The organism is Prescottella equi, assembly GCF_020171745.1.
GTDB lineage: Bacteria > Actinomycetota > Actinomycetes > Mycobacteriales > Mycobacteriaceae > Prescottella > Prescottella equi_A.
Genome location: NZ_JAIVAH010000013.1, coordinates 202,065 through 224,318, shown reverse-complemented (window position 1 = coordinate 224,318; position 22,254 = coordinate 202,065). Strand labels below are relative to the sequence as shown.

22 protein-coding genes are annotated in these 22,254 nt (G+C 68.6%); 13 read left to right on the top strand and 9 right to left on the bottom strand.

Annotated features, from left to right (window positions below; all coding sequences use genetic code 11):
- Window positions 1–3: 3 nt before the first annotated feature.
- From LCL87_RS11155 to LCL87_RS11110, 10 genes are all read left to right on the top strand, one after another.
- A complete protein-coding gene (locus LCL87_RS11155) occupies window positions 4–1,341 on the top strand; it encodes an aromatic ring-hydroxylating dioxygenase subunit alpha (protein ID WP_225019546.1) in 1,338 nt (445 codons plus the stop codon).
- On the top strand, window positions 1,338–1,685 hold the full coding sequence (locus LCL87_RS11150; protein WP_225019544.1) for a bifunctional 3-phenylpropionate/cinnamic acid dioxygenase ferredoxin subunit: 348 nt from the start codon (window positions 1,338–1,340) through the stop codon (window positions 1,683–1,685). Before LCL87_RS11155 ends, LCL87_RS11150 begins: the two co-directional genes overlap by 4 nt.
- Before the next feature lie 8 nt (window positions 1,686–1,693).
- Complete coding sequence (locus tag LCL87_RS11145) at window positions 1,694–2,920, top strand: FAD-dependent oxidoreductase (protein WP_225019542.1); 1,227 nt, start codon at window positions 1,694–1,696, stop codon at window positions 2,918–2,920.
- Between the two features lie 8 nt (window positions 2,921–2,928).
- Window positions 2,929–3,486: a 3-phenylpropionate/cinnamic acid dioxygenase subunit beta gene (locus tag LCL87_RS11140; protein ID WP_225019540.1), complete on the top strand. Its 558-nt coding sequence runs from the start codon at window positions 2,929–2,931 to the stop codon at window positions 3,484–3,486.
- Window positions 3,487–3,550: 64 nt separating this feature from the next.
- A complete protein-coding gene (locus tag LCL87_RS11135) occupies window positions 3,551–4,432 on the top strand; it encodes an alpha/beta fold hydrolase (RefSeq protein ID WP_225019538.1) in 882 nt (293 codons plus the stop codon).
- Window positions 4,429–5,265 carry a 3-(cis-5,6-dihydroxycyclohexa-1,3-dien-1-yl)propanoate dehydrogenase gene (gene hcaB / locus LCL87_RS11130; protein WP_225019536.1) on the top strand — a complete coding sequence of 279 codons (837 nt, stop codon included), beginning with the start codon at window positions 4,429–4,431 and terminating at the stop codon, window positions 5,263–5,265. The genes LCL87_RS11135 and hcaB overlap by 4 nt, the downstream gene beginning before the upstream one ends.
- Window positions 5,262–6,863: an acyl-CoA synthetase gene (locus tag LCL87_RS11125; protein WP_225019534.1), complete on the top strand. Its 1,602-nt coding sequence runs from the start codon at window positions 5,262–5,264 to the stop codon at window positions 6,861–6,863. The genes hcaB and LCL87_RS11125 overlap by 4 nt, the downstream gene beginning before the upstream one ends.
- Window positions 6,860–7,258 carry a hypothetical protein gene (locus LCL87_RS11120; RefSeq protein WP_225019532.1) on the top strand — a complete coding sequence of 133 codons (399 nt, stop codon included), beginning with the start codon at window positions 6,860–6,862 and terminating at the stop codon, window positions 7,256–7,258. Before LCL87_RS11125 ends, LCL87_RS11120 begins: the two co-directional genes overlap by 4 nt.
- Window positions 7,259–7,378: 120 nt before the next feature.
- Complete coding sequence (locus LCL87_RS11115) at window positions 7,379–8,215, top strand: class I SAM-dependent methyltransferase (protein WP_225019995.1); 837 nt, start codon at window positions 7,379–7,381, stop codon at window positions 8,213–8,215.
- 75 nt (window positions 8,216–8,290) lie between these two features.
- Window positions 8,291–9,289 carry an endonuclease/exonuclease/phosphatase family protein gene (locus tag LCL87_RS11110; protein ID WP_225019530.1) on the top strand — a complete coding sequence of 333 codons (999 nt, stop codon included), beginning with the start codon at window positions 8,291–8,293 and terminating at the stop codon, window positions 9,287–9,289.
- On the opposite strand, the gene LCL87_RS11105 is transcribed toward LCL87_RS11110, so the two are convergent.
- From LCL87_RS11105 to LCL87_RS11085, 5 genes are all read right to left on the bottom strand, one after another.
- Window positions 9,262–10,929 carry an HNH endonuclease signature motif containing protein gene (locus tag LCL87_RS11105; protein ID WP_225019528.1) on the bottom strand — a complete coding sequence of 556 codons (1,668 nt, stop codon included), beginning with the start codon at window positions 10,927–10,929 and terminating at the stop codon, window positions 9,262–9,264. The two genes, LCL87_RS11110 and LCL87_RS11105, sit on opposite strands and share 28 nt — an antisense overlap.
- Window positions 10,930–10,972: 43 nt before the next feature.
- Window positions 10,973–12,364, bottom strand: coding sequence for a decaprenylphosphoryl-beta-D-ribose oxidase (gene dprE1 / locus LCL87_RS11100; protein WP_510850741.1), 1,392 nt, complete (start codon window positions 12,362–12,364; stop codon window positions 10,973–10,975).
- A gap of 49 nt (window positions 12,365–12,413) precedes the next feature.
- A complete protein-coding gene (ephH, locus tag LCL87_RS11095; RefSeq protein WP_225019526.1) occupies window positions 12,414–13,262 on the bottom strand; it encodes an epoxide hydrolase EphH in 849 nt (282 codons plus the stop codon).
- 78 nt (window positions 13,263–13,340) lie between these two features.
- Entirely contained in the window at window positions 13,341–14,273 is a 933-nt protein-coding gene (locus LCL87_RS11090) for a 3-carboxyethylcatechol 2,3-dioxygenase (RefSeq protein WP_225019524.1), read from the bottom strand.
- Between the two features lie 65 nt (window positions 14,274–14,338).
- On the bottom strand, window positions 14,339–15,145 hold the full coding sequence (locus tag LCL87_RS11085) for an IclR family transcriptional regulator (protein ID WP_225019991.1): 807 nt from the start codon (window positions 15,143–15,145) through the stop codon (window positions 14,339–14,341).
- 208 nt (window positions 15,146–15,353) lie between these two features.
- Here LCL87_RS11085 and LCL87_RS11080 point away from each other — a divergent pair, with 208 nt between their 5' ends.
- Both LCL87_RS11080 and LCL87_RS11075 read left to right on the top strand, forming a co-directional pair.
- Entirely contained in the window at window positions 15,354–15,950 is a 597-nt protein-coding gene (locus tag LCL87_RS11080; protein ID WP_225019522.1) for an XRE family transcriptional regulator, read from the top strand.
- 82 nt (window positions 15,951–16,032) lie between these two features.
- Entirely contained in the window at window positions 16,033–17,772 is a 1,740-nt protein-coding gene (locus tag LCL87_RS11075) for a TIGR03767 family metallophosphoesterase (protein WP_225019989.1), read from the top strand.
- A gap of 15 nt (window positions 17,773–17,787) precedes the next feature.
- On the opposite strand, the gene LCL87_RS11070 is transcribed toward LCL87_RS11075, so the two are convergent.
- A complete protein-coding gene (locus LCL87_RS11070; protein ID WP_225019520.1) occupies window positions 17,788–18,369 on the bottom strand; it encodes a potassium channel family protein in 582 nt (193 codons plus the stop codon).
- A gap of 246 nt (window positions 18,370–18,615) precedes the next feature.
- On the opposite strand from LCL87_RS11070, the gene LCL87_RS25855 reads away from it, so the two are divergent.
- The gene (locus tag LCL87_RS25855; protein WP_510850740.1) at window positions 18,616–20,025 is read left to right on the top strand and encodes a DUF7159 family protein; all 1,410 of its coding nucleotides are present in this window, start codon (window positions 18,616–18,618) and stop codon (window positions 20,023–20,025) included.
- Here LCL87_RS25855 and tsaD read toward each other — a convergent pair.
- From tsaD to tsaB, 3 genes are read right to left on the bottom strand one after another with little or no spacing between them, the layout of a single operon-like run.
- Window positions 19,970–21,010 carry a tRNA (adenosine(37)-N6)-threonylcarbamoyltransferase complex transferase subunit TsaD gene (tsaD, locus tag LCL87_RS11060; protein ID WP_225019518.1) on the bottom strand — a complete coding sequence of 347 codons (1,041 nt, stop codon included), beginning with the start codon at window positions 21,008–21,010 and terminating at the stop codon, window positions 19,970–19,972. The two genes, LCL87_RS25855 and tsaD, sit on opposite strands and share 56 nt — an antisense overlap.
- 5 nt (window positions 21,011–21,015) lie before the next feature.
- The gene (gene rimI / locus LCL87_RS11055) at window positions 21,016–21,513 is read right to left on the bottom strand and encodes a ribosomal protein S18-alanine N-acetyltransferase (RefSeq protein WP_225019516.1); all 498 of its coding nucleotides are present in this window, start codon (window positions 21,511–21,513) and stop codon (window positions 21,016–21,018) included.
- The gene (tsaB, locus tag LCL87_RS11050) at window positions 21,510–22,166 is read right to left on the bottom strand and encodes a tRNA (adenosine(37)-N6)-threonylcarbamoyltransferase complex dimerization subunit type 1 TsaB (protein WP_225019514.1); all 657 of its coding nucleotides are present in this window, start codon (window positions 22,164–22,166) and stop codon (window positions 21,510–21,512) included. The genes rimI and tsaB overlap by 4 nt, the downstream gene beginning before the upstream one ends.
- Window positions 22,167–22,254 lie beyond the last annotated feature (88 nt).

Below are 22,254 nucleotides of genomic sequence, written 5' to 3'. Positions count from 1 at the left end.
CACATGTGTACCTCCGATGGAGGGGGCCCGATCAAGGGCTCGATCCAGAGGCCGGCCGCCCTCACCAAGTTCGTCGACGTTTCGACCATGGTCGACACCGACAACGGCTACGTCGACCGCGCCGTCTTCACCGACCAGTCGATCTACCAGCAGGAGCTGCGTCGCATCTTCGCGCCGAGCTGGCTGTTCCTCGGTCACACGTCGCAGATCTCCAAGCCCGGCGAGTTCCTCACGACCTACATGGGGGAGGACCCGGTCATCGTCTCGATGGGCAAGGACCGCAAGATCCGGGCGTTCCTCAACTCGTGCCGTCACCGCGGTGCGCGGGTGTGCCGTGCCGACTTCGGCGCCACCAAGAACTTCACGTGCACGTACCACGGCTGGAGCTTCGACACCGCCGGTCAGCTGGTCAGTGTCCCGAACGAGGCCGGCTACCCGGAGACCTTCGACAAGAAGGACTGGGGCCTGGTCGAGGTCGCCCAGATCGACACGTACCTCGGGCTGATCTTCGCAACGTGGAACCCGGCCGCGCCTCCGCTGAAGGAAGCGCTCGGCGGCATGACCTACTACATGGACGCGATGCTCGATCGCGACCCCGAGGGCACGGTCGCCGTCGGCGGCATCCACAAGTGGGTGCTCGACGGCAACTGGAAGCTGGCGGCCGAGCAGTTCGCCACCGACTGGTACCACGTCAACATGTCGCACGCGTCGGCACTGATGGTGCTCTCCCCCACCGGCCGCGGGCCGAAGTCCGAGATCGTCAACACCCCCGGCCGTCAGTTCAGCGACCCGATGGGTCACGGCGCCGGCTTCCCGACGCATCCGCGCAGCCGTTTCGACGCGCAGCCGGTGCACGAGTACTACGACTACGACGCACTGCGTGAGCGCCTCGGCGACGAGCGCGTCGAGGGTCCGATGACCACCGGACACGCGACCGTCTTCCCCAACTTCTCGTACCTGCCCGTCAACGGCAGCATCCGGGTCTGGCACCCCAAGGGGCCGGACAAGATGGAGGTCTGGGCGTGGACCATCGTCGACAAGTCGATGCCCGAGGACGTGCGTGAGGCGCAGCGTCTCTACAACCTGCGCACCTTCGGTCCCAGCGGCATCTTCGAGCAGGACGACGGAGAGAACTGGAGCGAGTGCCAGTCCATCGCAGGCGGTTTCATGACCAACAGTGTGCCGCTGAACTACCAGATGGGCCTGGGCTCCGAGCGTGAGGACGGCGTCTACCCCGGCAAGACCAGCGAGCTGTACAGCGACGCTGCCGGACGCGGTTTCTACCGGCGCTGGGCAGAACTGATGAACACACCGGCATGGCACGAAAAGGGCGCGAAGTGAGCGAGACCATCACCAAGATCAAGGTCGGCGCTGTCGGCGACATCGAGGACGGCGAGGCGCTGGTCGTCGACGCCGAGCAGACCGGCACGGGCGAGCCGATCGCGGTCTTCCACGACGAGGGCGAGTACTTCGCGCTCAACGACCGGTGCAGCCACGGCGAGGCGTCCCTCGCGGACGGCTGGATCGAGGGCGGCCAGGTCGAGTGCCCGCTGCACTCGGGCAAGTTCTGCCTGCGCACCGGCTCCGTGTTGTCCATGCCCGCCACCGAGGACGTCGCGGCCCACAAGGTCGAGGTCACCGGCGACGAGATCTGGCTGTACCCCGGCCAGGCAGCCGCGGAGTGACTGATCCGATGAGCACTCCCGAGCGCATCGTCGTCGTGGGTGGCGGACTCGCCGGCGTCAGTGCCGCCGGCGAACTCCGCGCCCGCGGCTTCGAGGGTGAGATCACGCTGGTCGACGGCGGACCCACGCCGTACGACCGTCCGCCGCTGTCCAAGGCGTTCATGTTCGGCACCGCCGACGAGGCCGACCTCGCACTGGCAAAGCCGGATTGGTATGTCGTGCAGCGGATCACGCTGCGCACCGGGTCCGCCGTAACGGCCCTGAAGCCGGACGAGGGCCTCGTCGAACTCGCCGACGGCACCCGCCTGGACGCCGATGTGACGATCCTGACCACGGGCGCCGGCGCCCGTCCGCTGCCGGTGCCCGGCGGCGACCTGCCGCAGGTTCACCTGCTCCGCACGATCGACGACGCCCGCGCCCTCAAGGCCCGGCTCGTCCCCGGTGCACGCCTCGTCGTGATCGGCGCCGGCCTGATCGGCGCCGAAACCGCTTCGGCGGCATTGCAGCTCGGCGCCCAGGTCACGCTGGTCGACCCGATCGATCCGCCGATCGTTCCCGCGGTCGGCCCGGAGATGGCGCGCTACCTGCACGACCAGCACGCCGAGCACGGCATCGCCCTGCACACCGCGGGTGTCACGGAGATCCGGGAGACCGGCGACTCGGTGACCGTCGTGCTCACCACCGGTGAGGAACTTCCCGCCGACGCGGTGCTCGTGGGAATCGGGTCGATCCCGTCGACCGAACTCGCCGAGTCCGCCGGCCTCGACGTCGAGGGCGGTGTGCTCGTCGACGAGAACTTCCGCACCAGCCACCCGGCGGTGTTCGCCGCGGGCGACGTCGCTCGCCGCCGCGAGTCCGACGGCACGCTGCACCGGCGCGAAGAGCATTGGGAAGCAGCACAACTGAACGGACGTGCGGTTGCCGCCCGCGTCCTGGGGCAGGAACCCGAACCCGAGTGCGCGGGTTGGTTCTGGTCCGACCGGCACGGCATCCACGTGCAGGGCGTCGGATCGATGGCCGCCGAGGGCGAGACCGTGATCCGGCCGCACCCCGACGACGCCGCCCGCCCGCAGATGGTGTTCCGGGTCCGGGGCAACACCCTGGTCGGAGCCGCGTTCATCGACGGCGGTCCCGCAGTGCGGGCCGCGCGCATCATCATCGACCGCGCACTTCCGGTGGATCCGGCCGCTCTGGCCGATCCGTCCGTCAATCTGCGCAAGCTCGCCAAAGGATGACTCGACTCATGGCAACCGACACCACCGCGGCCGCCCAGCGGCAGGCCGCTGACGCCGACACCCACTTCCGGGTTCAGCAGTTCTACTTCCACGAGGCCGAACTGCTCGACGACGGCCGCTTCACCGACTGGCTCGACCTGCTCGCGGAGGACCTGCACTACTGGGCCCCCACCCGCAGCAACCGTCTGCGCCGCCAGCAGTCGCTCGCGATCGCCGCGCGCGGCGAGGCCGCGTTCTTCGACGAGACGCGGGCGAGCCTGGCGTGGCGCATCCGCCGCTTCGACTCCGGCATGGCGTGGGCCGAGGATCCGCCGTCGCGCACCCGCCACCTGGTGAGCAACGTCATCGTCCGTCACGCCGACGAGGACGAGCAGGAGTTCGGGCAGTGGTACGTGCGCTCTAACTTCCTCGTCTACCGCAACCGGCTCGAGCGCGAGGTCGACATCTACTCCGGTGGCCGCGAGGACATCCTCCGCGAAACCGAGAACGGCCTCGTCGTTGCCCGCCGCACGATTCTCCTCGACCAGAACGTGTTGCTGGCCAAGAACATCAGCACCTTCTTCTGATTTCTCATTCCCCTCGGAACAACCAGGCGACGATCCTCCCCAGACACAAGGAGCGCGTGACACAGTGACAACGAATGCAGCGGCAGAGACGGCCGTGACCACCCGCGAGGTCGAGACCTCGCTCGGCACCATCAAGGTGAGCGAGGCCGGTAGCGGCCCGGTCCTGGTGATGCTGCACGGCGGCGGCCCGGGCGCGTCGGCGATCGCCAACTACAGCCAGAACCTGCCGGCTCTGACGCCGCACTTCAAGGTCGTGCTGCCGGACCAGCCGGGCTTCGGTGGCAGCTACCGCCCCACGGAGGAGGACCTCCAGGAGCGGAGCATCACGCAGATCACGGTGGATGCGCTGATCCAGACGCTCGACGCGATGGGCATCGAGGAGTTTCACCTGATGGGCAACAGCCTCGGTGGTGCCGCCGCGATCGCGCTCGCGCTGGCGATCCCGCACCGCGTCACCCGGCTGGTGCTGATGGCTCCGGGCGGCGGCTGGCTGCCGTTCGGCCCGACGCCGACCGAGGGCCAGAAGGCGATGTTCCGCTACTACAACGGCGGCGGCCCGACCGTGAAGAAGATGAAGGACTTCGTCCGCACCATGGTCGCCGACGCCAAGCAGTTCGACGACGCCAACATCCAGGCGCGCTACGAGGCGTCGCTCGACGAGAGCCACACCGAGTTCTACCACCGCTACAACGCAGCATTCGCGCGTCGTCACGGCATGGATCCGCTGTGGCGCGACGCCCACAAGATCAAGGCGCCGACGCTGCTGCTGTGGGGCACCGAGGACCGCACCATCACGTTCGAGGGCTCGCAGCTGATGCTCAAGCAGATCCCGAACGTGCAGCTGCACGCGTTCAGCAAGTGCGGCCACTGGGTCCAGGTCGAGCGGCAGAAGGAGTTCGAGCGCCTCGTCACCGACTTCCTCGCGGACTGTACGGAGGATCAGTGACCGGGTGGCTCGAGGGCAATGTCGCCCTCATCACCGGTGGCGGCTCCGGACTGGGCCGGGCCGTCGCCGAACGATTCCTCGACGAGGGCGCATCGGTCGTCGTCGCGGACCGTGATCCTGCCAAGCTGAGCGAGCTGGTGGAGGCGGCCGGCGATCGCGCCGACCGCGTCCACACCGTGGAGGCCGACGTCCGGTCCACCGCGGACCAGCATCGCGCCGTCTCGGAGGCCGTCACACGCTTCGGTAAACTGGACACCCTGGTGCCCAATGCCGGCATCTGGGATTACCAGCGCTCGATCACCCGGCTCGACGGCGAATCGTTGTCGGCGGCGTTCGACGAACTGTTCGCCATCAACGTCAAGGGTTACCTGCTGGCCGTCGAGGCGGCGTGGCGCGAGCTGGTCAAGACCCGGGGCAGCGTCGTGATGACGCTGTCGAACTCGGCGTTCTATCCGAACGGAGGCGGTCCGCTGTACACCGCGAGCAAGCACGCCTGCCGCGGACTCGTGCTCGAACTCGCGTACGAGCTGGCCCCGAAGGTCCGGGTCAACGGCGTCGCCGCCGGCGGCATGCGCACCGACCTGCGCGGCCCGGAGTCGATGGGCATGGCCGACCGTTCCATCGAGGCGTCGTTCGCCCGCAGCGCCACGACGGGTGACAACCCGCTGCTGCCGTTGCACGACGCGAGTGTCGACCCCGCCGATTTCACGGCGCCGTACGTGCTGCTGGCCTCGTCGGCCAACAGCTCCAACATCACCGGTGCAATCATTCCCGTCGACGGCGGCATCGCCGCCCGTGGGTTCCGCACCGCAGCAGGCGGAGACGATCTGTGAGCACCGAGAAGCACCCCGTCGACATCAGCCCCGCGCGTGCGCTGCAGAACCTGGGCCGGTTGCACGGCGACCGCACCGCGCTGATCTACGAGGACCACACGGTCGACTACCGCGAACTGACGGCTCGGGTGCACGCGATGGCGCTGACCCTCCACGCGTCGGGTGTCCGCAAGGGCGACCGGGTGGCCTACCTCGGCCTCAACAGCCCGACGTTCCTCGTGACCTATCTCGCTTCGGCGTGGGTAGGCGCGGTGTTCGTGCCGATCAACTTCCGCCTGGCCGCGGCCGAGATCGCCTACCAGCTCGGTGATTTCGGACCGCGCGTTCTGGTCGTCGAGCCCGGTCACATGCCCGTCGTCGACGAGATCGATCCGGCGGTCCTGCCGGCGCGCCTGCTCGCGGTCGACAACGACGACGCGGTGCCGCTGACGGACGAGCCGGGCGAGCGTTGGGAGCGGCTGACGTCGGCCCTGGCTCGCGGCGCGGCCCTGGATCTCACGCTGTCGCCGCTGCCGCGGTATGCGGACGACCTGGCCGCGCTGATGTACACGTCGGGCACCACCGGACGTCCCAAGGGCGTCATGCTCACGCACGGCAACATCTGGTGGAACTCGTTCAACGTGGACTCGGTGGTCGAGACCAGCCGCAGCGACGTCAACCTCGCGGTGGCGCCGTTGTTCCACATCGGCTGCCTCAACTCGTTCACGCTGCGCAGCCTCGCCCGCGGCGGTGCGACGCTGGTGCGTCGCACGTTCGATCCGGCGCGGACCCTCGCGGACCTCGTCGAGTACAAGGTCAACACGATCTTCGCGGTGCCCGCCATGTTCTCGGCCGTCGCGCAGCTCCCGCAGTTCGCGGGTGCGGACCTGTCGCAGCTGCGATCGGCGATCGTCGCGGGCGCGCCCGTGCCGCCGAGCCTGGTCAAGGAGTACGGCCACCACGGGGTCGCGCTGCAGCAGGCGTGGGGTCTGACCGAGACCGCGCCGTTCGCGACCTCGCTGCCGCCCGAGCGCACTCTCGAGCGGGCGTCGTCGGCAGGTCTGCCGATGCCGTTCTGCGAGATCAAGATCGTCGACCCGGCCACCGGAACGACGCTCACCGAACCCAACGCGGCCGGTGAGATCTGTGTGCGGGGACCGAACGTGACCCAGGGCTACTGGGCCAACCAGCAGGCCACGGATGCCGCGTTCGACGCCGAGAACTGGTTCCACTCCGGTGACCTGGGCTGCCTCGACGAGGAGGGCTTCCTCTACATCGTCGACCGGATCAAGGACATGATCATCACGGGCGGCGAGAACGTCTACCCGGCCGAGGTCGAGCGGGTGCTCGTCGAGTACCCGGGCGTCACGGACGCGGCCGTCGTCGGCGCCCCCGACCCCAAGTGGGGCGAGATCGTCGTCGCCGTCGTCGTGGTGTCCACCGACACCGATCCGACACTCGAGGAGATCCGCGACTTCACCAGCGAGCGACTGGCCCGGTACAAGCTCCCCAAGGAGATCCTCGTGCTGGATTCCCTGCCGCGCAACGGCTCCGGAAAGCTCGACAAGGTCTCGCTGCGCAAGCTGGCAGCAGCCGGACACGGTTCCCTGAGCCGATGAGCACCCCGGGCTGGCCGCTGACGTACACCGTCGACGACGGTGGTACTTCGCACGAGGTCCGCGCACGGTTCGCCGTGCGCGGGCCCCTCGGGAACGCGTACCCCGCCGGCATCGCCGACCTCGAACTCGACGTGCAAGGGCTCCGTGACCCCGGCGCCCTCCGCGGACTCGGGGAACGGATCCTGCGGGAGAACCCCGCATGTCGGCGGGTCGTGCTGCCGGTCCCGGCCGGTGACCTCGACGCGATCGGATTCGCCGAGGACGCCGGATTCCGCTACGTCGTCGACGTCGACGTTCCGGGAGAACGCGGTGAGGTCACCGAACTCTCGCTCCTGGTCCTGGAACCGGGCTGGGTCGCGGACGCGCCGACCGCGGTCAACGACCTACCCCTCTGATCAGTGCCAGCCCTGAAGGGCGGTCGGATTCGCCCGAATCCGACCGCCCTTCAATCGTTTTCGGGCGTTCGTGCGGCGCGCCTCCCTCACCTGAACGTCAGGTTCTGGTACTTGGTTGAGGTGAATACACCTGTCACGCCGAGCCCCTCGGCCCTCATGTCCGCCGCCGCCCGAGCCGCCCACGCGATCGTGGACTCTCCCCCGCATCTGATCGTCGACGACACCGCGCGCCTGATCTGCGAGACCGCCGGCAGTCCGTCACCGCTCGACTTCCACCTCGCCCACCCCGGTGAGCCGGTGCTCGCCGCCGCCCGCCTGTCCACCGCCACCCGCAGCGCGTACACCGAGCGACTGCTGCGGGCGTCGGGCATCCGTCAGTACGTCGTGCTGGGCGCGGGCATCGACACGTCGGCGTGGCGGATGCCCGCGTCGTGCACCGTCTGGCACGTCGACCTTCCGGGCGTGCTCGCGTGGCGCTCGTCCCTGTTGGAGAGGGCCGACGTCCCGGATCGGGGAGTCTCGGTACCGGCGGACCTGTCGGCCGATGATCCGGTAGCCGAACTCGTGCACGCGGGCCTTCGTGCCGACGAGGCGACATTCGTGTCCTGGCTCGGGGTGTCGATGTATCTCGATGCGGAGGCCGTGCAGCGAACCTTCGCGTCCCTCGGCACCCTCGCGCCGGGCACGGAGTTGGTGTTCGACCACATCGTTCCCGCGACCGACCGCGACGGCGCGGGCAGCGACTACGCCAAGGCCGTCGCGGCGGCGGTCGGCGCACAGGGCGAGCCGTGGCGCTGCACGCCGGTCCTGACCGAGCTCGACCAGTGGCTGGCGGACGCGGGGTGGTCCACCGTCGAGTCGATCGGTGAGGCCGACTCCGTTCCTCCGGGATTCTGGGATCGGGCCGACGCGCTGCACCCGATGAACTTGGTCCGATTCACCCACGCCCGGCTCTGACCGGGGAACGACATCGGGCGAAACGGATAAACTGCGGCTTCTCGAGCTTCTCGATCGACGACGGAGGGGGATCCGATGACGGGCTCGATCGTGCTGCGCCGGGCAGCGGCGGTAATCGGCGGTGTCGGCATCGCGTCAGGACTGGCCGCACTGGTCGCGTTCCGGTCCGGCGCGTCCACCAACGTCGTGATCGTCACGGCGTCGTTCGCGCCGTTGCTGCTGGCGGTGACGATCGTGGGGGCGATCGTCACCGCTGCCGCGCGGCAGTGGATCCTGCTCGGGGTCTCGGCGCTCGTTGTCGCGTTGGGCGCGTGGGCCTTCGGTCCGTTGTGGGTCGGCGGTGCGTCGGGCAGCGACGGGGAGCCGACCGGGCCGTCGATCCGCGTGATGCAGTCCAACATCATGGTGGGCTCCGCCGATCCCGCCGCCCTCGTGCAGGCGGTCCGAGATCGGGGTGTCGATGTGCTCACGCTCCAGGAGCTGACCGATCCTGCCGTGGCTGCACTCCGTGAGGCCGGCCTGGAAGACGTTCTGCCGCATTCCTTCCTGGAACCACGCCATGGCGGCAACGGCGCCGGCATCTACAGCCGGTTTCCGTTGTCGAACGGACGGCTTGTGGACGGCATGGCGCTGACGAACCTGGTGGTCGACGTCGACGCCGGATTGGGCGAGCCGGTGGTGCTGTACGACGTGCATCCCGTGCCCGCGTACATCGCGCCGGCCGAACACTGGACCGAGGACTTCGATCGCCTGCGGGACGCGATGGATGCGGCCGCCGTCCACGACAACGTGATCGTGAGCGGCGACTTCAATGCCACCTATTCGCACCGCAAGTTCCGGGATCTGCGCCACGGCGGCTACGTCGACGCCGCGGACCAGTTGGGCGCGGGCATCCTGCCGACGTATCCCACCGACAAGCGCTATCCCGCGATCGTCGGGATCGACCACATCCTCACCAAGGGCGCGCAGGCGACGTCGCTCGAGCGCATCGAGGTGGCCGGGTCGGACCACTACGGGCTGATCGCGGAGCTGCGATTGAACTCCGGTCAGAATGGCGGCACCTCCTCGTCGTAGTAGGTCGTGGGCTTGACCCGGCTGATCCTGCGCGGCAGTCTCGGCACCAGCGCCGGTGCGGCGTCGCGGACATACATCCCGCCGGGCAGCGTGACGGTGGTGGTGCCGTAGCGGCTCGCCCACACGACGATCCCGCCGCCGAGCATCGTTGCCCCGCAGCGTCCTATCGTCTTCAGGTTGTGGTGGAACTGGCACAGGCACTGCAGGTTCGACACGATCGTCCAGCCACCCGCGATCGGGTTGCGGTGCGAGAACGGCACCACGTGATCGAGTTGGCAGCGCGCGGCCGGCACCGAACAACCGGGAAAGCGGCAGTGGCTGTCCCGCGTGCGCACCATCGCCGTGGTGGCGGCGTCGGGGCGGTAGACGAGCGCTCCGGCTTGTGGCTCGCTCAGCCCGCCATGGCCGTCCGGATGGCGCCCTCGCCTCATCGCCGGATCGGCCTCGAGCGCCGCCTCGATCCCGGAGACGATGGTCCCGGTTCCTGGAGGTGGGGGTCCCGCGTTCTCCCCCGACCGATTCGCATCCCGGTGTGGAACCCGTCCGCCGCGATGCCGCGTCCCCCGGGCCCGGAACACGTGGAGGCCCCGTCGCCGCTGCATCGGTTCCGTCGGCGGGCCGGTGGGCCGGAGATCGTCGGCTGCACCGGCGTCGGCGTCGGCGCTCTCCATCCCGTCGGCCACGAGTCCGAGTTCGGTTGCCAGATCGACCATCTCGGTGAGTATCGACCGCCAGGTAGCGTCCTCGGCGAGCATGCGCGCGAGTTCGGGATCGATAGGACCGTGCCCATCGATGTACGCGGGCGACGCGGTGAGTCCGAGCAACGTGGCGATATCGACGGTGATCTGCACCAGCGGCTTCCGCCGCGACGGCATCGCGGCTGCGCCCGCCTTGGGACAGTCGGGCTTCTCGCACGTGCAGGGCAGCGCGGATTCACCGTGCAGCAGGGCCACGAAGGCGTCGACGAGAAGGCTCTGCCGACCGCGGCGGTCCTTCCTGCACACGGTGTCTGCCATCTCGCACACCAGTTGCCACGCAGCCTGCCCCTGCTCGGCAGTCAGGACCGCGGTGAACTCCGACAGCGGTCCCACAGGACGCACCTTCACCCGGCACTCCGCTTCGGCGAGTTCGCGATCCGAGGCCGCCTCATCGGGGCTCGCACGCACGATCAGTTCCCGAATCTCCCGCCCCAGCGCCGCGGGGGCCAATCGCCGTGCAGATCGGACGATCTCGGCTTCGAGGAGGGCAACGGTTTCCGGCCGGAGTCCCGTCGTCTCGCGATGAATCCGCCAAACGCGGGCGTAATCGAGTTCGCCGGCGAGAAATGCGGCGCGAGTGAGCGGGAGGCGGAGCCTCAGGTCCACTCCGAGGTCACAGAAATAAGAGGCCATCGTGTGCGAACAGCCCAGCCGGGTGGACACCTCGGCGATCGCCTCGTTGCCGCAGTCGCGAATGTCGCCGCCACGCAATGCGACATCACGCTCGAGTGCCGACAACGCCAACTCCCCTGCCAGCAGCACCTTGCGGGCGGCATGCGCGTTCTCGATGCGCGCCAGCCCCGACAACTCGACGAACCGCAGCGTGTCCCGCGCGACCTCGGCCGCCGCCAACTCTTCGACCCCACCCCCGGATTCGAACATAGTTTCGATCATACGGGTGGCCACCGACAGGAAGCCGGTGCGTTCAGTCGTCGCTGGTCACCAAACGCAAACGTCTGGCCAGGTCGGACACGAAGACGCCTTCGGGGTCGGCCCCGTCGCGGACTGCGCGCCACTCGTCGAGGCGGGGATACATCCGAGCCACGCGGTCCGGTGTCGTACGGGAGTCCTTCGCGAAGTAGAGCCGCCCGCCGGCTGCCAGCACGCGTTCGTCGAGTTCGTCGCAGAAGCGGCCCAGTCCCGGCCTCATCGGGAAGTCGAGACTGAGCATGAATCCCGGATGCGGCCACGACAGCGGAGCGGGGTTGCCGTCACCCATCCGCTTGAAGACGTTGAGAAACGATCGGTGGCCGGACTCGGCGATCAGGCGCACGATGTCCGCGAGCTGCTGTTCGGCGCCGTACGGAATCGAGAACTGGTACTGCAGGAAGCCTGCACGGCCGTATGCACGGTTCCATTCACCGAGCAGGTCCAACGGATGGTAGAACTGCGTCAGATTCTGAACTGTCCCGCGTCCGTGCTTGGGATACATGCGATGCGCGGCCTCGGCCGCGAGCGCGATCGTGAACCGATTGACCATCCCGGACGGAAAGATGTCCGGAACGGTGAGCAACTGAGGTGCGTTGAACCGCAACGGATCGCGACGCAGCTTGGGCGGCAGCTGGTCGAGGGAGGCCAGCGAACCGCGGGTGAACCCTGCGCGTCCGAGCTTGGGTCCGGTGGAGATCGTGTCCGGCACCGACATCGAGTAGTCGTAGCCGTCGTCGGATCCACCCGTCAGCAGTTCCATGGTCTCGTCGAGATTCGACGTGCGGTCGTGGTCGGCGATGAAATACGCCGTCTCGGTGCGCTTCATCCGCACCCGCGCACGCACGACGATCCCCGTCATTCCCATGCCGCCGACGGTCGCCCAGAACAGCGCCTTCTCTTCGCAGGTCGGAGTGAGCGTGCGAACGGAGCCGTCGGCCGTGAGCAGGTCCAGGGATTCGACGTGATTACCGAAACTGCCGTGCGAGTGATGGTTCTTGCCGTGGATGTCGGCGCCGATCGCCCCACCGACGGTGACCTGCCTCGTTCCGGGTAGGACGGGAACCCACAGCCCGTGGGGAAGAACTGCGCGCATCAAGGTGTCGAGACTGACCCCGGCGTCGACGTCGACGATGCCGGTGTCCGGGTCGATCCGATGGATTCGGTCGACGGCGGTCATGTCCACGACGAGGCCACCGGCGTTCTGCGCGGGATCGCCGTAGCTGCGCCCCAGCCCACGTGCGATGACTCCTCTCGGGCCTGCGCTGAGGACGGCCCGGGCGATGACCTCGACGTCCGGGGTGGACAGCACATGAGCGGATGTTGCTGCGCACCTGCCCCATCCGCTGAGGGAACGCCGCTCGGTTTCGAACTCGGTCGTCACAGTCACCGGACCAAGATAGCCACGTCGCGTCGCGTCCCCCCGCCGTTCGCCGCACTCACGCGACATCGTCACGCCCCACAACCCTCGCCAGATGCGCGCGCAACGCCCCCGCCACGACGCCCGGATCCTCGAGCATCGGGATGTGCCCGACACCCGGCAGCACGATCTCCTCGACATCGCCGGGCAGTTCGTCGAGGAAGCGCTGTATGCAGGTGTCCCGCGGGAGGAAGGTGTCGTACTCCCCCAGGATCAGCGACGTCGGTGCGGTGACCCGGTCGAGTCCGGTGAGCGGGCCGTCGCGTAGAAAGGCGAGCAGGATCGGCAGGTAGACCGAGCAATGCGACACCGCCCGAATGACATTCGTGGCGTCGTCCGGATCCACCCGGCTGACGTCGTGGCTGCAGTTCGCGATGACCGGCCGTTGGAAGAACCGACTCGCGGCGGCACGGTCACCGAGCAGCCGCGCGAGCGCCATCAGCGGATACTGCGCCACGAACCCGGAACCGACTCGGAACTCGTGGCGGGAGAAACGCTTCCACCCGCCTCCCGGATTGACCCCCGCGATCGAACGGGCCCGGCCGCGGCGCGCCAGCTCGAACGCAACCTGACCGCCCAGCGAGTTGCCGGCGACATGGCAGGTGTCCCAGCCGATTGCGTCGAGTTCCCTTTCGATGCCGTCGGCGATCCCGGCGATACCCAGGTCGCGCCACCGCAACCGCCGCCCGCCCCAGTGCCCGGGCATCGTGAGCGCGAGAACGTCGTAGTCGGATGCCAGATCGTCGGCCACGCGATGCCACACGTGATGCGACAGCGTGAAGCCGTGCAGCAACAGCACCGGCTCACCGGATCCCCTGCGATACGCCGACGTCACCATGTCGTCTCCTCCCCCGAGGCGTCCCTTCATGGGTAGCACCCGGGTCCGGGAACGACAAGGGCCGGGCGTCCCCGACAGACGCCCGGCCCGATGCCGAAGAGAGAGAAACTACTTCGCGGTCGTCACCGCGAAGCCGGCCACCCACTCGGGGATGGCGCGGTAGTAGCGCGACTGCAGTTCGTACGAACCGGAGGCCGCGAGCGCCGCGTACGCCGCGATCCACGTGCGGACCTCGTGCGACGAGCCGCCGCCCTGCGCCTCGAAGAACTCGTTGGTCCAGCCGTCGAACTGCTCGATGTCGCCGGACGCGACGATGTCGAGAACCTCGTTGTCCCACTCGGGGTTGAGCGGCTTGCGGGTCGACGTGCCAGCAGCCAGGTCGATGCCGGACTGCACGACGCGCTGCTCACCGCGGGCCCGCTGCTCCGGGGTGGGCGGGTTGCCCAGGATCAGCGCCTCGGCGACGCGCGGCGGCGCACCCTCGAGGATCGGCACCGGCGGATCGTGCGACAGACCACCCGACGCGAGGAACAGCACGCGCTTGTCGAGCCGCGCCGCGGCTTCGCCGAGCGCCTTGCCGAACTGCCGGATGCGACGTACGGGGCCGAGCGGCGCGGCCACACCGTTGATGAAGACCGGCACGGTGGGCACCGACTGGATGCCGCCGAACAGCATCTCCAACGGCTGCACGAAACCGTGGTCGACGACCATGCGCGCCGAGATCGTCAGGTCGATGTCACGCTCGAGGACGCCCTTGGCGATCGTGTCGGCCGCCTCGTTGTCGACCAGGATCTCGCCCTCGGCGGAACCGAAGTCGCCCACCGCAAGCGCACCCGTGGCGACCGCGAACGGGGGCATCTTGCCGTAGAAGAAGCCGTTGTAGTGGTCGGGCGCGAACAGCACGACGAGTTCGGGGTCGTACTCCTGGATGAACGCGCGCGCCCCGGCGATGGCGTGATCGACCTCGTCGAGCACCTCCTGCGCCGGATCGTTGAGCCCGATCAGCGGGGAGTGGGACAGCGCAACCAGCGCAACTGACATGAACGGCTCCTTCGGCCTGAATCAATGTCCGGGAGAAGTTCGCTCCCGGGAGTCGTGGTGGGCCGCTACGACGCGAGCGCGACCTGCGACGCGCTCAACGCGCGCGACGCCGCCATGCAGACCCGTCGCAGCGCCGGCTCCGCAGTCGCGGGCGAGTAGCGAGAAACCTGACCCGACACCGAGAACGCCGCGACCGGCCTCGCTCCGGCTCCCGTGACGACGCCGCCGACGCACACGAGGCCGTCACGGCTCTCCTCGTGATCGAAGGCCACTCCGGTGCGGCGGATCTGCGACAGCTCGCCGCGCAACCGGCCGATGTCGGTGATGCTCTTCGCAGTCCGCGCCGACAGATTCGAGCCGATCAGTTCCTCGGAGTCCTGACCGGAGTACGCGAGCAACGCCTTGCCGACCGCGGTGCAGTGCGCGGGCACGCGCCCGCCGACCCGGGAGGGCGATGCGACGGTTCGGTGGCCGTACAGCTTGTTGATGTAGAGGACGTCGGGGCCGTGCAACACCGCGAGGTGCACCGTCTGCCGGGTGGCCTCGTAGAGGTCGGCCAGGAACGGGGTGAGGACGTCGCGGACCGTCGAGTGCTGCGGCGCGTACACGCGGCCACCGAGGTTGTGCAGCTCGGAACCGAGCCGGTAGTCACTGCCGACCCGCTCGACGGCATGGTTCCGTTCGAGCATGCCGAGGATGCGGAAGGCCGTCGACTTGCTCAGCCCGGAGCGGCGCGCGAGTTCGCTCACGCCGACGCCCGTGTACGCCTCCTGGCCGAAACTGGTGAGCAGGCTCATCGCCTTGTCGACGGCCGCACGGCCGTCCCGGCTCGAACCCGAACGAGACAGATCGGTTAGTTCCTGCACGCCCATCGATCCCACCACTTCACTCTGCGAATCGGACATCTCCGGCGCGACCAGGCGCCTCGACCGAGTGTGCCCACCTGGCGTTTGCATGTCAAGATTGACGATAGTGATATTAAAAGTGACACCCCGCCCGGCTCGGCTTTAATCGTCTGGAGCATTCAGCTCATTCGACAGCACCGGACCGAGGCGAGCACTTCGACCGAGAGGAGGGTCCGTGGACAGCAATGCGCTGATCGCACGCAATGTTCAGCGGTTCCGCAACGAACGGCAGATGAGCATGGGCGACCTCGCCAAGCGGGCGGACCTGTCGAAGCAGACCCTCTCGAAGATCGAGCAGGGTGTAGGCAATCCCACAGTCGAGACCATCGATGCGATCGCGGCCGCACTCGACGTGCCCCTGCGACGCCTCGTCACCGAGTGGGGCACGCGCGTGTTCGTGGTGCGCGCCGGCGAGGGCGTCTGGAACGACAAGACCGGGACGGGGACGACCAAGGTCCTCGACCAGATCTACGGCTCCGGCTACGTCCGTACGAGCATCATGCGACTGAAGGCGTCGGCGACCCAGACCCCCGACGACCTCGTTCGACCCGCGGATTCCGCCGGAACCCTCATCCACGCCTACGTCATCAGCGGCAAGGTTCGCGTCGGTCCCGCCAACGAACTGGCCGACCTGGGCCCCGGCGACTTCGTGCAGTTCCCGAGCGACATCCCGTGGGTGCTGGCCGCATCTTCCGCCGAGGCCACCGTGCACGTCGTGACGACGATGCCGCAGGTGCCGCAGTTCGGCCCGCTGAGCGACGAGAACGCCTGAGCGACACAACCTGCAAGATCACGCCGAACGTTACACTCTGGGCAGGTTTGTCACCTACAGTGTCCGCGTGGGTGAACAGCAGATGAACGGTATGAATCGGCGCACCTTCCTGGGAGCTGCCGGTGTCGGCGCACTCGGGATCTCGGCACTGCCGCTGGTCGGCAACCGATCGTGGAATCCGCTCGCAGCGCAGGCCTATGCGGCCGCACCGCTGCCGGCGTCGATCGCGGGCACGACCCTCGAATCCGTCGCGGTTCCGCTGGGCTCCAGCGGATACCGCCGCCTCACCGCAGGTCCGGGTTGGCCGCTGGTCGTCCGGAGCGACCTCGCGGAGGCCAAGTCCGGGCGCGAGGACCGTCGCACCGACCTGGCATCGATCGTCCAGCTCACCGACGTCCACGTGCTCGACGCCCAGTCGCCCGTGCGGTTCGAATACGTCCACCCCTTCCAGGGCGCGGCGTTCCGCCCGCAGGAGACCATGACCGCCCAGGGTCTGGTCTCGCTGATCGATCGCGTCAACTCGCTCCGCAAGGGGCCGCACACGCTGCGCGACTTCGACGCCGTCGTCACCACGGGCGACAACACCGACAACAAGGAGTTCGTCGAACTGGGCTGGTTCCTCACGGCCCTCAACGGTGGCGTCATCACTCCCAACACCGGTGACCCGACCCGGTACGAGGGCGTGCAGAATTCGGGTGCCGACCTGTACTGGAACCCCGAGTCGTCGATCCAGGACATCTACAAGAAGACCGGCTTCCCGGAGGTGCCCGGCCTGCTGCACGCGGCGCTGCAGCCCGTCACCAGCCCGGGCCTGAGCACCAAGTGGTACTGCGTGTTCGGCAACCACGACGATTCCGTCGAGGGCACCCTGCCGAGCGGCATCCCGTTCCTCGAGCAGATGTACACGGGCAACAAGAAGTTCGAGGTGCCCGACTCCTCCGACCAGGCGGCCCGCATCTCGAGCGCCCTGAGCTCTGACCCGACGGCAGTGCTGAACCTGCTCTCGGCGATCACCACCCCGCCGCGGACGGTCACGCCCGACGCCCGCCGGCACCCGTTCACGCCGCGCGAGTTCATCGCCGCCCACCTCGATCCCGCCAACACCGGTCCCGGCCCGGTCGGCCACGGCTTCGCGCCCGACGCCGACGAAACCGGTATCGGCTACTACACGTTCGAGATCTCACCGGGCGTCATCGGCATCAGCATGGACTCGACCAACCGCGCCGGCTTCGTCGACGGTTCGCTCGGCGAAGCGCAGTTCCGGTGGATCGAGCAGACCCTGCTCGCCGGCAGCAGCAAGTACTACGACACCAACGGTGCGCTCGTCACGCAGAGCCGCACCGACACGTACTTCGTGCTGTTCAGCCACCACACCAGCACGACGATGGCGAACACGCTGCCCGATCCCGAGCGCCCTCTCGAGCCGCGCATCAAGGGCGCGCAGCTGGTGGATCTGCTGCACCGCTTCCCGAACGTCCTCGCCTGGGTCAACGGACACACCCACGAGAACCGGATCACGCCGCAGGTCGGCCAGACGCCCGAGCAGGGCTTCTGGGAGATCAACACCGCCTCGCACATCGATTTCCCGCAGCAGGGCCGGATCATCGAGGTCGTCGACAACAACGACGGCACCGTCTCGTTGCTGACGACGCTGATCGAGGCGGACAGCCCCTACCAGGTCAGCTACGACGACTTCTCCCCCGCGGGCCTGGCCTCGATGTACCGGGAGTTCTCGTTCAACGACATCCACGCGGACCCGAAGCTCCTGGGCGGCTCGCCGGACCACAACGTCGAGCTGGTCCTCGCGACGATGCGCGCGTAGACGCCGGGAAAACTGTCACCGGGAGGCCGGTGGGGAGCCCTGCTCCCCACCGGCCTCCTGCGTGTCCTGGAGCGCCCGGCCCCACTTGACGGCCTGGGTCAGCAGTTTGACGCCGACCGCGAGCATCACCAGGTTTCCGACGATCATCACCGTCACGACGGCGCGGGCCGGTTGGGTCACGGCGGCGATGTCCCCGAACCCGACTGTCGCGAACACCGTGAGGGTGAAGTAGAGCGCGTCGATCCGCGTCAGGGTCTCGTTGAACGACCCCGGATCCATCTGTGACAGAAGGAAAGTCGTCGTCGCCGACCCCAACAGGTACACGGGCAGAGTCACCGCCAGGGCCTCCGCCGCCCGCACCGCCGGCGTCGGCGAGTGAACGATCTGCCGGACCTGCCAGGCACACAACCCGACGACGACCAGTACGCCACCGACCAGCACCACGACGGCACCCGCGTCCGGCAGACGATCCATCGGCAGCGCGAAGTAGGCGATCAGCAGAATCACGACAGTGCTGGCCGACCGTAGCAACGCCTTTCGCAGCATCCGGCGCCGGTCGTGGCGGCCGAGGCTTGCCAAGTGGATCGCGTCGGACATGAATCCTCGCTTCCGAAGTCGCTCGCGGCGCTCACTGACGGACCGACGGCGGTCCGTCGCCCCGCGAATGTCCGGGCCGACCTGCACCGACGCACACCCGCCGAGCGCCGTCACCCGACATTGGGTAACGTTCGGATAACGACGCCTGTGGTCGGCAAGGAATTATCTCAGTTTCCGACCCGGGCAGCTCGGAACACGAGCGAAGTGACACGAGCGAACTCGAACACCGAAAGCAGGAGGTGGACAATGCGAAACTCACTCGGTATCTCCACCGGAGCAGCCGGGGTGTGCAGCGCACTCGTCTCCTCCGACGAGACGGGCGTGCAGGACGTCGAATACCGCACGATCTCTGCCGACCTCGGCACGCAGACCGATCCGGGCGATCTGGCACTGTCCGCGATCGGGCTGATGACCATCCAGGTTCCCGATCGCCGCATCGAGCCGGACGCCATCGCGGTCGCGTACCGCACCGAATCCCAGGCTGCCGCGGTGCGTTCCGCGGCGAAGTCCCAGAAGCGAGCGATCCGGCTGGTCCCCGAGACTGCCGCCACCCTCACCTACCTACGCAGCACCGGACTCGTCGCGCAGTACGGCATCATCGCCCTCGTCGACCTCGGTGCGTCGGGTCTCACCGTCACCATCGTCGACCAGGCCGACGGCACCGTGTTCTTCCGTGATCGCACCGCAGCGGTGAGCGCGGACGCAGCGGCCGACGAACCGGGAAGCGATGCCGGTGCTCGCGTGGCCGAGTTCGTGTCGGAGGTCTTCACGCAAGCACTCCAGCGACCCGAGGCGCTCGTGCTGGTCGGCGGCGGTGCCCGGATCCCCGGAATCGCTGCCGCCCTCGAGACTGCTTTCGACGCCACGACCATCGAGGTCACCGAACCCGAGGCCGCGACCGCGAAGGGCGCAGCACTGCTCGCCGGATCCCCCGAACGCCAGAAGTTTCCACTGGTCACCGGATCCGGTGGACGAGTCTCCGGCGCACTCGTGGCGGCCGTCGTGGTGGGTGGACTGATGCTCGGCTACGGCGTCAAGGAGATGGTGCCGCAGAGCGAGGAGAACTACTCCCCCACCGGCAGCCAGGTGATCGAGACACCCACGACCAGCCCTTACGAGCCTCCTCCCGCACCTCAGGAAACGTGGCTCCCGACGAAGGATCCCTACCCGACGACAACGTCCGTCCCCGTGCCGCAGCCGCCTCTGCCGACATACGACTACAGCACGCCGGAACCGAGCACGAGCTACCCGACGTTCGACGAGACGCCTCCCACGACCACGGAACCGTCCGCCGAACCGACCACGACGACACCGCCACCGACGACGACCACGACGACACCGCCGGACGATCTGCCGTGGATACCGCCGAAGTGGCCCGAACTGCCCACGTGGCTACCGGAAATCCCCAGCATCTCACCGCCGGATACCGGGACTCCGCCGACTCCCGAACCGCCGGAGACGTCCGGTCCGGCAGAGACACCGGAGCAGACACCGGAATCGGGGCCCGCTACGGGGTCCAGCGAGACGGCCACACCCCCGACCACCACACCTCCGACCACGACACCGGCGCCTGAGGCACCGATCGCGGCCGGCCCCGAGATCAGTCCCGAATCTGGCTCACCGACACCGGAAGTCCCGGATTCGTCGCCGAGGTGAGCGCCGACGGCTGCGCGCCGCCCGCGATGAGGTGGGCGCCGAGCGCCGCGATCATCACACCGTTGTCGGTGCACAGCCGTGGGCGGGGCACACGGAGCGTGAGACCCGCTGCAGCACAACGCTCCTCGGCGAGCGAACGGATCCGCGAGTTCGCCGTCGCACCGCCGCCGAGCACCAGGGTGTCGACGCCGACGTCCTGCGCGGCGCGCACGGCCTTCATCGTCAACACGTCCGCGACCGACTCCTGGAAGCCCGCGGCGACGTCGGCCACCGGAACCTCTTCGCCCGCACGCTGCTTCGCCTCGACGAACCGTGCCACCGCCGTCTTGAGGCCCGAGAACGAGAAGTCGTGACGCGCGTCCCGCGACCCGGTCATGCCGCGCGGGAACACGATCGCGTTCCGGTCACCCTGCTGCGCGAGACGATCGAGCGCGGGCCCGCCCGGGAAGCCGAGGCCGAGCAGACGTGCGACCTTGTCGAACGCCTCACCGGCCGCGTCGTCGACCGTGGTGCCGAGTTCCACGATCGGCTTACGGCCCAGTTCCTCGACATGCAGCAGATGCGTGTGCCCGCCCGAAACCAGCAGCGCGACGCACGGCGGCATCGGCCCGTGCTCGATAGTGTCGACCGCGACGTGGCCGCCGAGGTGGTTGATCGCGTAGAACGGCACACCCCACGCCGCCGCGTACGCCTTGGCCGCGGCCACACCGACCAGCAGCGCGCCGGCCAGGCCGGGGCCGATCGTCACGCAGATCGCGTCCGGCTTGTCGATTCCCGCAGCCGAGAGGGCACGCTTCATCGTCGGCACCATCGCCTCGAGGTGCGCGCGCGACGCCACCTCCGGCACCACACCGCCGTAGCGGGCGTGCTGGTCGACGCTCGACGCCACCTCGTCGGCGAGGAGTTCGCAGCTACCGTCGCCGTGCCACCGGACGATGCCGACGCCGGTCTCGTCGCACGAACTCTCGATCCCCATCACGATCATGGCCGTCACTCCTTGCCCCGCCGCTCCGCGGCCTCCGCGTCGATCAATGCCGGGCGACGCATCGTGAATGCGTCCGCGCCGCTCGGCTGGTAGTACCGCTTCCTGGTACCGACGATCTCGAAGCCCTCACGCTGGTACAGGGCGATCGCCGGCTCGTTGTCGGTGCGAACCTCGAGGAACACCGGTCCGCCCCACTTGTCCGCCACCCGCAGCAGTTCGTCGAGCAGCGCCCCACCGATCCCGCCGCGCTGCGCCGCCGGATCGACACCGATCGTGTGCACCTCGGCCTCCGGAGTGATGCTCGTCCCGAGCAGGGACACCCCGGCGTAGCCGATCAGTGCGTCGCCGCCGTCGCGCGCCGCGAAGTAGCGATTGTGGCCACCCGCGAGCTCCGACCGGAACGCGTCCGCGCTCCACGGGTCGTCGCCAGGGAACAGCAACTGCTCGAGCTCCGCGCACCGGTCGGCGTCGGTGTCGGCGAGCGGGACGATACGAAAGCTCATTTGCGCCGGTCCGCCAACTCCACCGCGTCCGGTCGGCGCAGGTACAGCGGCACCAGCGGCTCCGGCTCCACCCCGACACGCAGTGCCTGCGCCGCGACCGCGACCAGTCCGGCGGGCGACGGCGTCTCCACCGGCAGCACCGGCAGATCGAACAGGTCCACGTGCGACGCCGACCCGGCGATCACCTCGGACGGCTCACCGTCGAGCTCGGACGGCTTGATCACCTCGGGTCCCTCGACCCGAGTCCCCTGCGAGTAGCGCGCCCAGTACACCTCGCGCCGGCGAGCGTCGGTGACCACCAACAGGTCCCGGCCGTCCGCGGCATCCGCGGCGATCGCGTCGAGGCTGCACACGCCGTGGACCGGGATACCGAGGGCGTCACCGAACGCGGCGCCGGTCGCCATCCCCACCCGCAGGCCGGTGAACGGCCCGGGGCCGACGCCGACGACGACCGCGTCGAGATCGGCAGGGGTGTGCCCGGATTCGGACAGGCACTCGAGGATCTGCGGCGTCAGGACCTCGGCATGCGCGCGCGGGTCGAAGGTCACCCGTGTGGCCAGCGCCTGCGGGGCGTCGGCGGCGGACTCGGGGTCGAAGCGCACGACTCCCGCGGTGACCGCGGGGGTGGAGGTGTCGATGGCAAGCACAAGCACGATGTACCAGGTTACTCGCACTTCACGAGGCTCCCCGGACCGGCCGACCGGCCAACTGTCGAACGTCGTTTCGGCGCGTCGGCTTGGT

Coding starts and splice junctions, on each gene's coding strand:
- LCL87_RS11070 (WP_225019520.1), bottom strand. CDS start 18,369: ATGTCCGACGCGATCCACTTGGCAAGCCTCGGCCGCCACGACCGGCGC.
- LCL87_RS11105 (WP_225019528.1), bottom strand. CDS start 10,929: ATGTTCGAATCCGGGGGTGGGGTCGAAGAGTTGGCGGCGGCCGAGGTC.
- tsaD (WP_225019518.1), bottom strand. CDS start 21,010: ATGATCGTGATGGGGATCGAGAGTTCGTGCGACGAGACCGGCGTCGGC.
- rimI (WP_225019516.1), bottom strand. CDS start 21,513: ATGAGCTTTCGTATCGTCCCGCTCGCCGACACCGACGCCGACCGGTGC.
- ephH (WP_225019526.1), bottom strand. CDS start 13,262: ATGAAGGGACGCCTCGGGGGAGGAGACGACATGGTGACGTCGGCGTAT.
- LCL87_RS11155 (WP_225019546.1), top strand. CDS start 4: ATGTGTACCTCCGATGGAGGGGGCCCGATCAAGGGCTCGATCCAGAGG.
- LCL87_RS11085 (WP_225019991.1), bottom strand. CDS start 15,145: ATGGGCGTGCAGGAACTAACCGATCTGTCTCGTTCGGGTTCGAGCCGG.
- LCL87_RS11140 (WP_225019540.1), top strand. CDS start 2,929: ATGGCAACCGACACCACCGCGGCCGCCCAGCGGCAGGCCGCTGACGCC.
- LCL87_RS11075 (WP_225019989.1), top strand. CDS start 16,033: ATGAACGGTATGAATCGGCGCACCTTCCTGGGAGCTGCCGGTGTCGGC.
- LCL87_RS11120 (WP_225019532.1), top strand. CDS start 6,860: ATGAGCACCCCGGGCTGGCCGCTGACGTACACCGTCGACGACGGTGGT.
- LCL87_RS11145 (WP_225019542.1), top strand. CDS start 1,694: ATGAGCACTCCCGAGCGCATCGTCGTCGTGGGTGGCGGACTCGCCGGC.
- LCL87_RS25855 (WP_510850740.1), top strand. CDS start 18,616: ATGCGAAACTCACTCGGTATCTCCACCGGAGCAGCCGGGGTGTGCAGC.
- LCL87_RS11090 (WP_225019524.1), bottom strand. CDS start 14,273: ATGTCAGTTGCGCTGGTTGCGCTGTCCCACTCCCCGCTGATCGGGCTC.
- LCL87_RS11110 (WP_225019530.1), top strand. CDS start 8,291: ATGACGGGCTCGATCGTGCTGCGCCGGGCAGCGGCGGTAATCGGCGGT.